This is a genomic window from Bradyrhizobium sp. P3_C3 (genome assembly GCF_056402655.1).
Map to the genome: position 1 here is coordinate 1 of NZ_JBFUGY010000087.1, position 12,414 is coordinate 12,414.

12 protein-coding genes and 1 pseudogene are annotated in these 12,414 nt (G+C 65.8%); 3 read left to right on the forward strand and 10 right to left on the reverse strand.

The window, feature by feature from the left end:
* Together AC1DW2_RS42270 and AC1DW2_RS42275 are read left to right on the forward strand one after the other, a co-directional pair.
* A partial coding sequence (locus tag AC1DW2_RS42270) for a hypothetical protein (protein WP_477009046.1) occupies positions 1–393 on the forward strand: 393 nt, incomplete at its 5' end.
* Positions 394–408: 15 nt separating this feature from the next.
* Positions 409–984, forward strand: a complete 576-nt coding sequence (locus AC1DW2_RS42275; RefSeq protein ID WP_477009047.1) for a hypothetical protein — start codon at positions 409–411, stop codon at positions 982–984.
* A 185-nt stretch (positions 985–1,169) separates the two neighbouring features.
* Here the strand turns inward: AC1DW2_RS42275 and AC1DW2_RS42280 are convergent, their stop codons facing one another.
* From AC1DW2_RS42280 to sdhC, 9 genes are all read right to left on the reverse strand, one after another.
* Positions 1,170–1,412 carry a hypothetical protein gene (locus tag AC1DW2_RS42280; protein WP_477009048.1) on the reverse strand — a complete coding sequence of 81 codons (243 nt, stop codon included), beginning with the start codon at positions 1,410–1,412 and terminating at the stop codon, positions 1,170–1,172.
* A gap of 83 nt (positions 1,413–1,495) precedes the next feature.
* Positions 1,496–1,882 carry a VOC family protein gene (locus AC1DW2_RS42285; protein ID WP_477009049.1) on the reverse strand — a complete coding sequence of 129 codons (387 nt, stop codon included), beginning with the start codon at positions 1,880–1,882 and terminating at the stop codon, positions 1,496–1,498.
* 22 nt (positions 1,883–1,904) lie between these two features.
* Complete coding sequence (locus tag AC1DW2_RS42290; protein WP_247306677.1) at positions 1,905–2,729, reverse strand: FkbM family methyltransferase; 825 nt, start codon at positions 2,727–2,729, stop codon at positions 1,905–1,907.
* Between the two features lie 165 nt (positions 2,730–2,894).
* Positions 2,895–4,853 (reverse strand): ABC transporter ATP-binding protein/permease, encoded by a 1,959-nt coding sequence (locus tag AC1DW2_RS42295; RefSeq protein ID WP_477009050.1) that lies wholly within the window; start codon positions 4,851–4,853, stop codon positions 2,895–2,897.
* A gap of 52 nt (positions 4,854–4,905) precedes the next feature.
* Positions 4,906–7,062, reverse strand: a complete 2,157-nt coding sequence (locus AC1DW2_RS42300; protein ID WP_477009051.1) for a hybrid sensor histidine kinase/response regulator — start codon at positions 7,060–7,062, stop codon at positions 4,906–4,908.
* Positions 7,063–7,253: 191 nt separating this feature from the next.
* Positions 7,254–8,036 carry a succinate dehydrogenase iron-sulfur subunit gene (locus tag AC1DW2_RS42305; RefSeq protein WP_071908684.1) on the reverse strand — a complete coding sequence of 261 codons (783 nt, stop codon included), beginning with the start codon at positions 8,034–8,036 and terminating at the stop codon, positions 7,254–7,256.
* A gap of 42 nt (positions 8,037–8,078) precedes the next feature.
* On the reverse strand, positions 8,079–9,914 hold the full coding sequence (gene sdhA, locus AC1DW2_RS42310; RefSeq protein WP_063980368.1) for a succinate dehydrogenase flavoprotein subunit: 1,836 nt from the start codon (positions 9,912–9,914) through the stop codon (positions 8,079–8,081).
* 3 nt (positions 9,915–9,917) lie between these two features.
* Positions 9,918–10,322, reverse strand: coding sequence for a succinate dehydrogenase, hydrophobic membrane anchor protein (gene sdhD, locus AC1DW2_RS42315; protein WP_477009052.1), 405 nt, complete (start codon positions 10,320–10,322; stop codon positions 9,918–9,920).
* Positions 10,319–10,717, reverse strand: coding sequence for a succinate dehydrogenase, cytochrome b556 subunit (sdhC, locus tag AC1DW2_RS42320; RefSeq protein WP_028151914.1), 399 nt, complete (start codon positions 10,715–10,717; stop codon positions 10,319–10,321). The genes sdhD and sdhC overlap by 4 nt, the downstream gene beginning before the upstream one ends.
* Before the next feature lie 508 nt (positions 10,718–11,225).
* Between sdhC and AC1DW2_RS42325 the strand changes: the two genes are divergently transcribed.
* On the forward strand, positions 11,226–12,086 hold the full coding sequence (locus AC1DW2_RS42325; protein ID WP_477009053.1) for a sulfite exporter TauE/SafE family protein: 861 nt from the start codon (positions 11,226–11,228) through the stop codon (positions 12,084–12,086).
* Positions 12,087–12,216: 130 nt separating this feature from the next.
* Here AC1DW2_RS42325 and AC1DW2_RS42330 read toward each other — a convergent pair.
* Positions 12,217–12,414, reverse strand: a pseudogene (locus AC1DW2_RS42330) (IS481 family transposase); the annotation flags it as partial.

Genomic DNA, 12,414 nt, shown 5'->3' on the forward strand with positions numbered 1-12,414 from the left:
GCGCAGCCGGAGTTCCGGCCGCGGGCGCGCCGGCAGGAGGTGCTCCACCCTGTTGACCAGGGGTCGGCGTCGCCGCCGGAGCTGTGCCGGGGGCAGGCGTCGGTCCTGCGCCGGGACGGCCGGGCAGCGGCGTCGGAGCGCCACCGGGGGCCGGCGTGGCCGTTGGAGCGGGCGCGGCACCGGGGGCCGGTGTCGGTGATCCTGCAGCCGGAGGCGTGCCGGGACGTCCGCCGGGCGGCGGGGTGCCCGGGCGTCCAGTCGGCGGTGCGCCGGGCGTGGCACCCGGTGCCGGCGTTGCCGTCGGCGCAGGTGTTGCCGTCGGAGCAGGCGTGGCGGTCGGTGCAGCCGCGCCAGGGCGGGCCGCAGGCGCGGCCGGTGAAGGCGACGGCGTAGCCGCAGGTGCCGGACGTGCGGGTGCTGCTGCGGGCGGCGTTGCTGCTGCCGGCGGAGTCGGAGCGGGACGCGCGGCAGGCGGAGCTGCGGCGGGAGGCGGCGTCGGCGTGTGCGGCTGCGCGGCCGGGGGCGGCGGAGTTGGCGCAGGCGCATGCTGCTGGGGTGCCGCAGCCGGAGGCGGCGACGGCTGCTTGGGAGCTGCCGGCGGTGGGGGTGGCGGCGGAGGCGGAGGTGCCGGACGTGCCGCAGGCGGAGGAGGCGGTGGTGGAGTCGGGCGCGACGGCGCGGCAGCCGGCGGCGGCGGAGCGGGAGGATGCGGAGGTGCAGCCGCGGGCGGCGGCGCCGTGGGGCGCGCAGGAGCTGCGGGCGGTGCCGCTGCAGGAGGAGGTGGTGCGGCAGGACGTGCGCCAGGCGGCGGTCCCTTCGGCGCTTCCTTCGGAGGCTGCTTCGATTTGTCGGTCTCTGGCGGTTGTGTCTGCGCTTGCGCGACCACGAGCGGCGGCGCGCTTTGCGCATGCGATGCGGAGCTTGCGAATTGCATCGCGGTCAGAGCCGTCGTTGCAAGCAGCACGAAACGAAGGTTGGTCATGATGGTGAACTTCCCCGGAAGGTTCTTTGACGAAGTGTCGGGATGAACAGCTACGCGTTAGGCCGGAATGTGGCGGGCGAAGAGGTCGCGGGCCGATTTATTTCTGCACGCAAATCACCTCACTATGGTGACGTTCATATGCGCATTCAGACGCAGGTTGCAATTGCCTCACATGTGATGCTTCGCCTCACATGTGATCGCGCAGCGAACTTGCATTTGTCGCGGGATTCGGCGTGAGCGGTCCGTTCGGTCCGCGCGATGGAATCTCTTCCGGCACGTGGCCCGGCAATTCGTCGGGCCGTGGTGATTCGCCGGGTTCGCGCACCGGCGGCGCGATTTCAGGCTGCGGATTGCCCGGCGGAATTCCAGGCGGCGGCTCGGTGGGCGTGCCGGGCGTCGACGGTGGAATCTCGGGCGGTTCGATCGGCATCACATCATCGAGGTCAGTTGTCTGGAGAATGACAACGATGATGCAGCGCCGATGTTCCTTGTCGTGTCGTGCCTGAACGCGCGCTATTCCGGCGCGTGGCAGACGGCCTCGATGTTGTGCCCGTCAGGGTCGAGCACGAACGCGCCGTAATAGTTCGCATGATAATGCGGGCGGATGCCGGGCGCGCCGTTGTCGCGGCCGCCGGCGGCAATCGCTAGCTTGTAGAAGGCATCGACCGTGGCGCGGTCCTTGGCGAGAATCGCGATGTGCACCGGCTTGTTCATCGCGCCTTCGGCACCGAACCAGAGGTCCGGCTTGCCGTTGGCGCCAAAGCCTGCCGCCGCAGCGTGGCCGGTCTGCTCCGCCGTTACCTCCATGATCAGGCTGTAATCGAGCGGTGCCAGCGCCTTGGCGTAGAACGCTTTCGCGCGCTCGTAGTCGGAGACCGAAAAACCCAAATGGTCGATCATCGCAAATCTCCCTTGCTCACGGTTAGCGCGACAGGAACGTATTGCTCCGTGTCTTGCGCGCGATCGCAAAGCCGCGCGCGACCATGTCAGCGATACAATCCTGCTGCCATTCGTTTTGTGACAGATGCTCGATCACCACCGCGCGCGGCCACAGCGATTGCGGCGCGTCGCGGAAGAAGCCGATCAGCACGCGGTCCTCGAAGCCCTCGACGTCGATCTTGAGCGAATCGACCTGGCCGACGCCGGCCTCGTCCAGAATGCGTGTCAGCCGCAGCGACGGCACCTTGATGGCCTCCGCGCTGGCCGTGCCGGTGACGACGTGCGTGGCGCCGAGATTGCCGCCGCCGCTCTCGATCATGAGCTCGCCGTCGCTGTCACCGGCGGCAGCCTGCACCAGGCGCACCTGCGTCGTCTTCGACGCGGCGTGGTTGAACGAGAGCCGTCCAAACGTCATCGGATGCGGTTCGATCGCGACCACCTTGCCATTGGTGCCGACCTGCTGCGCCATCACCAGGGCAAAGGTGCCGACATTGGCGCCGACGTCGACGAACACGCCGCCTGCCGGGGTGTGTCGGCGCAGGAAGTCGAGCTCGTCGAGATTGTAGTCGGGATTGAACAGCGCGCCGCGCTCGGTCGCGCTGCCCTGGTGATAGAAGCGGAACGAGGCGCCCTGGTACTGCACATCGATCGGCCCGCTGCGCATCAGGTTGACCAGCCGCGACATCCACGGGCGGAACGCACCGCGCTTCAGCCCCGACTGTTGCGCAAGGCGGATGACCGCAGCCTGCGCCGCGTTCGGCGCAAACGCGCCAAACGGCGCGGATGAAGGGGCGTTGTCGGGCGTCAAGCAGGCGGTCCTCGTTGCAAGCGGCGCATGCATAGCCGGTTTTGATGAGGACTCCAATGTTGCGGGAAAAGAATGTAGCCCGGATGGAGCGCAGTGAAATCCGGGGTTCTCGCCGCTCTGATGGACCGTCCCGGATTGCGCTTCGCTCCATCCGGGCTACGGACCTTACGCCGCCTTTTTTGGCGCGGCCTTGCGCTGCCTCAGGAATCGCCCGAGCAGCTTGCGTTTGCCCTTGCGCGGGATCAGGTCGATATCGCTGACGAGTTTTGCGCCGCCCTTGCGGCGTTCCAGCACGATCTTGCGGCTGTGGAAGGCTTCCAGCTCGACGCGATGGGCGACGCTGACGATGGTCGCCTTCGGCAACTCGTCGGTGACCATCTGCATCATCTTGTCCTGGCTTTTCTCGTCGAGCGCGGAGGTGGCTTCATCGAGCACGACGATGTCGGGGTTGTGCAGCAGCAGCCGCGCGAAGGCGAGGCGCTGCTTCTCGCCGCCAGACAGCGTCTGGTCCCACGGCCCCTCTTCCTCGATCTTCTCCTTGAGGTGGTCGAGGCCGACCTTGTGCAAGGCCTCGCCAATCTCCTCGACGGTCCAGTCATCCTCGGCACCGGGATAGGCGACCGCGCGGCGCAGGCTGCCGGACGGCACGTAGGGCCGCTGCGGCAGCATGAACAGGCGGCGGTCGGGATGGAAATTGACGCTGCCGCCGCCCCATGGCCAGAGCCCCGCGATGGCGCGCACCAGCGTGCTCTTGCCGGTGCCGGATTCACCGGCGACCAGCAGCCGCTCGCCGGGCTCGATCACCACCTCGGTCTCGCCGACGACGGCGGTGCCGTCGTCGAGCGTGACGGAGAGATCCTTCATCTCCAGCATGGCCTCGTTGCCGGTCTCGCCGCGCTTGATGCGGCCGAGGCCGTCGCCCTGCTCGGCGCGCTCGAGGCCGTCGAGCGACATCATCAGCGAGGCGATGCGACGCGCGCAGGCGTTCCAGTCGGCGAGCCTGGGATAATTGTCGACCAGCCAGCCGAACGCGCTCTGCACGATGGTGAAGGCGGAGGCCGCCTGCATCACCTGTCCGAGCGTCATGCTGCCGTCGAGGAATTTTGGCGCGCAGAGCAGGAGAGGGACCACGGGAGCGACAAGGCTCGAGCCTTGCGAGACCAGCGTTGTGCGCATGTGCTGGCCGGCCAAACGCGCCCACTGCCGCAGCACGTTGGTGAAATTGCGGTCGATGCCGCCGCGCTCCTCCTCCTCGCCGCCGAGCAGCGCGATGCTCTCGCCGTTCTCGCGCACGCGCGTCAGCGTGTAGCGGAAATCCGCCTCGGCCTGGTTCTTGTCCTCGGAGACCTGCACGAAGCGCCGGCCGATCACCAGGATCGAACCGGAGGCGATCGCGGCGTAAAGGATCGCGGCGATGACGAGGAAGCCGGGGATGGTGATGGCGGAGCCGCCGAGCGTGACCGTGAGCGCGCCGCCGATGGTCCAGAGCACGATGATGAAGGTCGCAGCCGACAACAGCGCCGATGTCACGCCGGCGAGGAAATCGACCGGAGAATCGGTCGCGATGCGCAGATCCTCGGCGATGCGATATTCCGGGTTCTTGTGATCGCCGCCGACCAGGTTGAGCTGATAATAGCGCCCATTGGCCAGCCAGCGCGTCAGCACGCTTGCCGTGAGCCAGGCGCGCCAGCGGCGCTGAATTCCCATCCGCGCGAACACCTGCGCGACGCCGAGCACGATGCTGCCGATCGCGAGCGGGAAGAACACCGCCGTGAGATGGAAGACGGTGGCCGCCTCGCGCTTCTCGATGGCGTCGAAGATCGCGCGATTCCAGACATTGATGCCGTATTGAAAGCCGACAGTGAGGACGATCAGCACGACGAGGCCGATCGAGTAGAGCCACGCCAGCCGGTCGCCGTTGCGGCCCCAGAAGCCGCGGGCGCTGATCCAGAAGCGCGTCAGCAGATAGTCCTTGCGAGCCTGCTCAGCCTCCTCGGGCGAGAGTGCAGGATCGGGCTCAATAACCTCCGGCGGCGGCGGCGTGACCCCGTCGCCGTTCTCGCCCTTGATCTCGACAATGGGGGGCTTCCTGCCCTGTTCGCGCTTTGCGGCCGGCTTGTGCATGAGCGGATAACGCGAACCAAATCAATCGGTTCCCGTTGGTTCCGGGCCGCCCTCACTCGGCGGCGCCGTCGCGGACCGGCCGGAGCCTCGCGGCCCGATGGAGAACCCGCGACAATTCCTCGATTGAATAGGGCTTTTGCACGAGATCGAAGCCGGCGGCGCCATCTTGTGACAGGGCCTGACTGTAGCCCGTGGTCAGCACGATCGGCACGCGGATGCCGCGGTCGCGGATCGCCTGCGCCAGATCGAGCCCGGTCATCCCGGGCATCACCACGTCGGAGAACACGACGTCGAAGCGATCTGTGTCCACGGTGAGCTCGGCAAGCGCGTCGGTGGCGTTGTCCACCAAAGTGATGCTGTAACCGAGCTCGGTGAGGCCGTCGGCCGCGAAATTGGCGAGCTCGATATTGTCTTCGACCAACAGCACCGACATGCCGCTGCCGGCCACCGCCGGCGCGGTGTTGGGCGCCTGCCGCTGCGGCAGCAGGTCCGCCGGCACGCGCGGCAAATAGAGTGAGAAGGTGCTGCCCTGGCCGACCTCGCTCTCGACGGTCACCTCGCCGCCGGATTGCCGGGCGAAGCCGAACACCTGCGACAGGCCGAGACCGGTGCCCTGGCCGACCTGCTTGGTGGTGAAGAACGGCTCGAAGATGCGCTCCAATCGTGCGGCGGGAATGCCGATGCCGGTGTCGCTGACGGCGACACTGACGAAGCCATCGCTGCCTGCAAGATCATGGCTGCCCGAGACGTGCACCAATGTATCGGGTATGGTCGCCGCCGCCTGCACGGCGAAGGTGATCCTGCCTTTGCCCTGCATGGCGTCGCGCGCATTGGTCGCCATGTTGATCAGAGCCGTCTCGAACTGGCCGGCATCGGCCTTGACGAGACAGGGCTCGGTCGGCAGCCGGATTCCGATCTCGATCGCCGGCCCGAGTAGCGTGGCGAGCATGTCGTGCAGCGACTGCATCCGCTCCCCGACGTCGAACACTTCCGGTTTCAGGGTCTGGCGCCGCGCGAACGCCAGCAGCTGCGAGGTCAGCTTGGCGGCGCGCGCGACCGCGTCCGCAATGGCATTGATGTAGCGCTGCCGCCGCTCCTCGCTCAGCTGCGGCCGGTTCAACAGGTCGACCGAGGCGCGGATCACGGTGAGGAGGTTGTTGAAGTCGTGCGCGACACCGCCGGTGAGCTGGCCGAGCGCTTCCAGCCGCTGGCTGTGCTTGAGCGCCTCCTCGGCCTCGCGTCGCGCCGTGGCCTCGGCGTGGAGATGCTGGGTACGCCGGAATGCGAGCGCAAGCAGCAGAAACAGCAGCGCCGTGGCGGGAATGCCGAACACCAGATGCTGGCCCATGGTGGCGAGCCAGCGCGCGCGGATCGCCGAGGTCTCGAGCCCGGCGCTGACATAGATCGGATATTCGGCGACGCGCCTGTAGCCGACGCGCCGCTCGATTCCGTCCGAGGGCCAGGCGATGGTGATGAGGCCGTGCTCGGGGTGAGCGGCGATCTGCTGCCCGACCGGTCCGGTCGGATCGAGCCGGAAGTCGCGGTCGAGCCGGGGAAAATGGGTGAGCACCACGCCGTCCGTGCGTCCCATGGCGAAGAAGCTGCCGGGATCGGAGCCGATCCTGGCATAAAAGCTCTCGAAATATTCCGGCAGGACGGAGGCCTGGATGACGCCGATGAAGCTGCCATCGTCGGTTTCGCGGCGCCGGCTCATGCCGAAGAAGCGTGCCCCCTGATAGGGCGGACGCGGCGTCAGGGCTGCGCCGACGAACGTGCCAATGTTCTGGTCGACATGGGCGTAGAAGTAATCGCGGTCCGCAAAACTCAGATCCTGCGGTGGCGAGGCGAGGCTGTTGACCAGCGATTTCCCGTTCGAGTCGAAGATCCAGGCCGATTTGAGCTGCGGCAGCGCATCGGTCAGCCGTTTCAGGCGGCGGTGCAGCGCCGGTTCGCGCGAGCGGATGACCTCGTCGGGAAGGCCGCGCACGACCTCGTTGAGTTCGGCAAGGCTGCGGTCGATGGTCTCGAACACCTTGAGCGCATGCTCATGGGCGACATCGAGCGTGCGCTCGATCTCGCGGTCGGCGATGTCCTTTGTCGATGTGTAGGAGATCGTGGAGGCGAAGACGAACAGTGCAATCGGCAGCGCCAGGGATGCCGCCATCATCCACTGCAACAGTCTCAGCGAGTTGCGTTGCGCACCCTGCACAGTCGCTCCGGTCCGTGACCGGAGAGCTTACTTGAAATTCGCGCTGGGAAGGAAGCGGCTTGTCGATGGAACCGGAGGTTGTAATCCGGACCTTCGCGCGTGGTGCGGGCTATGGCAAATTCTACTCAAACTGAGGTTGATCGTAGAATGCCCCGGCCGTCGCGGCCGGGGGGCCGTAGCATGAATGAGGCCTAGATCTGGCGCTCGACCATCTTGAGCTTGAGCTCGGCGATGGCTTCGGCCGGGTTGAGACCCTTCGGGCAGGCCTTGGCGCAGTTCATGATGGTATGGCAGCGGTAGAGGCGGAACGGGTCCTCGAGATTGTCGAGGCGCTCGCCGGTCGCCTCGTCGCGGGAGTCGGACACCCAGCGATTGGCCTGGAGCAGGGCGGCGGGGCCGAGATAGCGATCGCTGTTCCACCAATAGCTCGGGCACGAGGTCGAGCAGCAGGCGCAGAGGATGCACTCGTAGAGGCCGTCGAGCTTTTCGCGGTCCTCGTGGCTCTGGCGCCATTCCTTCTGCGGCGTCGGCGAGGTCGTCTTCAGCCACGGTTCGACGGAGGCGTACTGCGCGTAGAAATTGGTCAGATCGGGAACGAGGTCCTTCACCACCGGCTGGTGCGGCAGCGGGTTGATCTTGACCGCGCCATCCTTGACGTCGTGCATCGAGCGGGTGCAGGCGAGCGTGTTCTGGCCGTCGATGTTCATCGCGCAGGAGCCGCAGACGCCTTCACGGCAGGAGCGGCGGAAGGTCAGCGACGGATCGATGTTGTTCTTGATCCAGATCAGGCCGTCCAACACCATCGGACCGCAATCATGGGTGTCGACGTAATAGGTGTCGACGCTTGGATTTTTGCCGTCGTCCGGATTCCAGCGATAGACCTTGAACTCGCGGGTCTCGGTCGCGCCCGCGGGCTTCGGCCAGGTCTTGCCGCCGGTGATCTTGGAGTTCTTCGGAAGTGCGAATTCAACCATTTCGATAAAGCTTTCGCTGTTCGTTCAGTACACGCGCGACGTTTAGTAAACGCGAGCTTTGGGCGGAATGTACTGCACGTCGTTGGTCATGGTGTAGTCGTGAACGGGGCGGTACTCGATCTTGACCTTGCCGGCATCGTCCAGCCAGGCCAGCGTGTGCTTCATCCAGTTCTTGTCGTCGCGCGCGGAGAAGTCCTCGCGGGCGTGGGCGCCGCGGCTCTCTGTGCGGTTGGCGGCGGAGTCCATCGTCACCACCGCCTGCGAGATCAGATTGTCGAATTCGAGCGTCTCGATCAGGTCGGAATTCCACACCAGCGAGCGGTCTGACACGGCGATGTCGGTGATGCCGCTGTGGACCTTCTCGATCAGGTTCTGGCCTTCGCTCAGGATGTCGCCGGTGCGGAACACCGCGCAGTTGTTCTGCATCACGTGCTGCATGCCTTCGCGCAGCTTCGCGGTCGGCGTGCCGCCGGAGGCGTAGCGGTAATGGTCGAGGCGGCCGAGCGCGAGCTCGGACGAGTTCGCCGGCAGCTCCGGCTGCTTGGCGTTGGGCGTGAGCTTTTCGGCAAGACGCAAAGCGGCGGCGCGGCCGAACACCACGAGGTCGATCAGCGAGTTGGAGCCAAGGCGGTTGGCGCCGTGCACGGAGACGCAAGCCGCTTCGCCGATCGCCATCAGGCCGGGGATGACGGCGTTGTCGTCGCCGTCCCGCTTGGTCAGCACTTCGCCATGATAGTTCGTGGGGATGCCACCCATGTTGTAGTGCACGGTCGGCACGATCGGGATCGGCTCGCGCGTCACGTCGACATTGGCGAAGATTTTTGCGGATTCGGAGATGCCCGGCAGGCGCTCGGCCAGCACCGCGGGATCGAGATGGTCGAGATGCAGGAAGATGTGGTCCTTCTTCTTGCCGACGCCGCGGCCTTCGCGGATCTCGATGGTCATCGCGCGCGAGACGACGTCGCGCGAGGCGAGGTCCTTCGCGGACGGCGCATAGCGCTCCATGAAGCGCTCGCCCTCGGAATTGACGAGATAGCCGCCTTCGCCGCGCGCGCCTTCGGTGACAAGACAGCCCGAGCCGTAGATGCCGGTCGGGTGGAACTGGACGAACTCCATGTCCTGCATCGGCAGGCCGGCGCGCAGCACCATGCCGCCGCCGTCGCCGGTACAGGTGTGTGCCGAGGTGCAGGAGGCGTAGGCGCGGCCGTAGCCGCCGGTCGCCAGGATCACGGTCTGGGCGCGGAAGCGATGCAGCGTGCCGTCATCCAACTTGAGCGCGATGACGCCGCGGCAGGTGCCCTGGTCGTCCATGATCAGGTCGATGGCGAAGAACTCGATGAAGAACTCGGCCGCGTGACGCAGCGACTGGCCATACATAGTGTGCAACATGGCGTGGCCGGTGCGGTCGGCGGCGGCGCAGGTGCGCTGCGCCTGGCCCTTGCCGTAGTCCATGGTCATGCCGCCGAACGGGCGCTGGTAGATCTTGCCGTCCTCGGTGCGCGAGAACGGCACGCCCCAATGCTCGAGCTCGTAGACGGCCTCGGGCGCGTTGCGCACCATGTATTCGATCGCGTCCTGGTCACCCAGCCAATCCGACCCCTTCACGGTGTCGTACATGTGCCAGCGCCAATCGTCCTTGTGCATGTTGCCGAGCGAGGCCGAGATGCCGCCCTGGGCTGCGACCGTATGCGAGCGGGTCGGGAACACTTTTGTGATGCAGGCGGTGCGAAGACCGGCTTCGCTGCAGCCGACCACGGCGCGCAGGCCGGCGCCGCCGGCGCCGACCACGACGACGTCATAGGTGTGGTCTTCGATCGGATAGGCTTTGCCGTTGGTGGCGGGAGCGCCGTTGCCCTTGCCATTCGTCGCTGTGGCCATGGGTTACACTCCGGATGAAAGCTTGAGGATCGCGTAGGTCGAGGCGAGCGCCACGGCGATCGAGAAGAAATTGTTGAGCATGATCGAGATGAGCTTCAGCTTCTCGTTATGGACGTAGTCCTCGATCACGACCTGCATGCCGATCTTCATGTGCCAGGCGCTGGCGGCGATGAAGAGCAGCAGGATCACCGCGATCGGCAGCGAGCCGAGGATCTGTGCAGCACCGGCCTGATTGCGGCCGAGCAGCATCATGATGATCACGAGCACCGGGATCATCAGCAGCGTCATGGCGACGGCGGTGATGCGCTGGCGCCAGAAATCGGACGTACCCGAATGCGCCGCGCCGAGACTGCGGACGCGGCCGAGCGGGGTGCGCATGCTGCGCTTGGGCGTATCGGTCGCGCTCATCGTCCGCCTCCGATCGCATAGGCGATGATCCAGATCAGGACCGTGAGCACGATGCCGCCGATCAGCGCGCCCCAGGTCAGGGCTTCGCGCTCATTGGGCTTGAAGCCGTAGCCGAGGTCCCACACGAAGTGCCGGATGCCGCTCAGCATATGGTGCATCAGCGCCCAAGTGTAGCCGAACACGATCAGCCGGCCGATGATGCTGCCGGTGAAGGCCTGGACGTGGGAATAGGCGGCGGGGCCGGAAGCCGCCGCGATCAGCCACCAGGCCAGCAGCAGGGTTCCGACGTAGAGCGCGATACCGGTGGCGCGATGGACGATGGACAGCGCCATCGTCAGCGTCCAGCGGTAGACTTGCATGTGGGGGGAAAGCGGTCGTTCGATCCGTGCGGTCATGGGCTTTTGATGTTTATTGCGGCCCAGCAGGGGGCACGCGGGGATCGCGAAAGGTCGGCTCTATTTACGGAGTCGATTTCGCCTGCGCAATCACCAAATCGCCATAGATCGAACCGCGGTTCAGCTCTAGAGCGTTGATGATACAAGGCCAATCAGTGGCTTGGTATACCAGTACTTCGGTCCGCCAACGAAAAACAGAATATATATTCATTTGTTCTGAAGGGTCCGATGCGCGTTGAAATTGCTATTGGAACGCCTCTAAACGGACCATGCCGTCCAAACCTGCCCGGCGCCGGTCTTTTGGGCCGCTGACGCCATTCGGACGGCACCAATCCGCTCCCGCCCGGGCCCGGTTTGACCCCTGTCCGGATATGCGCACCTTGCATTCCACCCCAGCCGCAAGACGTGGCGTGTCGACCGCGAGAATCAGATCGCCTAAAGCTCCGCACGCAGCTTTCCGAGCGCATGTTTCGGAGAAGTTGCGACCAGTCGCCGGGGCAGGTCAGGGGTGATTGCAGGTCTTGATATCAAGGAGATCGTCGAGCTCGCGCTGTTGCTGATCGCAACCGGCGCGCTCTCGGGATTCCTGGCCGGCGTGTTCGGCATCGGCGGCGGCGCGATTCTCGTGCCGGTGTTCTACGAATGCTTCCGCATCGCCGGCGTGCCGCTCGAAGTGCGCATGCCGCTCTGCATCGGCACCTCGCTCGCGGTGATCATTCCGACCTCAATCCGTTCGTTCCAGGCGCACTACAAGCGCGGCGCCGTCGACATGTCGATCCTGCGCGTGTGGTGGCTGCCGATCGTGATCGGCGTCGTCGCCGGCAGCGTCATCGCGCGTTACGCGCCGGAGAAGCTGTTCAAGATCGTGTTCGTCTGCGTCGCCTATTCCGCGTCGGCGCGTCTCATCTTTGCGCGCGAGGGCTGGAAGTTCGGCGACGATCTGCCCAAAGGCCCGCTGATGCGCGTCTACGGCTTCTGCGTCGGCATCCTCTCGACGCTGATGGGCATCGGCGGCGGCCTGTTCTCGAACCTGCTGATGACGTTCTACGGCCGGCCCATCCACCAGGCCGTGGCGACCTCGTCGGCACTCGCGGTCTTGATCTCGATCCCCGGCGCGCTCGGCTACATCTATGCCGGCTGGCCGGCGGCGGCGACCTATCCAGCCGTCGCAGCGCTGCAAATGCCGTTCGCGCTCGGTTACGTCTCGCTGATCGGCGCCGTGCTGGTGATGCCGATGAGCCTCGTGACAGCGCCGCTCGGTGTGAGAGCCGCGCATGCGATGTCGAAGCGAACGCTGGAGGTGGCGTTCGGGTGCTATCTGTTTATCGTCGGAAGCCGGTTCGTGATGAGCTTGGTGGGCGGACAGTGAACGGCTTCGGCTGAACTCCGCGCCACATCCTCCGCTGTCATCGCCCGCGAAGGCGGGCGATCCAGTATTCCACACCAGCGCCGGTGATTGATCCGAGAGGCCGCGGCGTACTGGATGCCCCGCCTTCTGTTTAGTCCGGAGACATGGCTGACACCTGTTCGGACACATCACTGACAGGTTGGCCATTGGTCAAGTCGATCGATGCGACCTGCCAGCTGGCGAAGAAGATTCCGTAGTGGCCGTCACGATCCAGCGGCCGGATGGCAAGGCGTTCGCGGGCGAAGGCCTGGGGAACTTTCCAGAAGCGTCCCTTGAAGGAGATGTAGGG

Coding starts and splice junctions, on each gene's coding strand:
- AC1DW2_RS42280 (WP_477009048.1), bottom strand. CDS start 1,412: ATGCCGATCGAACCGCCCGAGATTCCACCGTCGACGCCCGGCACGCCC.
- AC1DW2_RS42285 (WP_477009049.1), bottom strand. CDS start 1,882: ATGATCGACCATTTGGGTTTTTCGGTCTCCGACTACGAGCGCGCGAAA.
- AC1DW2_RS42295 (WP_477009050.1), bottom strand. CDS start 4,853: ATGCACAAGCCGGCCGCAAAGCGCGAACAGGGCAGGAAGCCCCCCATT.
- AC1DW2_RS42305 (WP_071908684.1), bottom strand. CDS start 8,036: ATGGTTGAATTCGCACTTCCGAAGAACTCCAAGATCACCGGCGGCAAG.
- sdhA (WP_063980368.1), bottom strand. CDS start 9,914: ATGGCCACAGCGACGAATGGCAAGGGCAACGGCGCTCCCGCCACCAAC.
- sdhD (WP_477009052.1), bottom strand. CDS start 10,322: ATGAGCGCGACCGATACGCCCAAGCGCAGCATGCGCACCCCGCTCGGC.
- sdhC (WP_028151914.1), bottom strand. CDS start 10,717: ATGACCGCACGGATCGAACGACCGCTTTCCCCCCACATGCAAGTCTAC.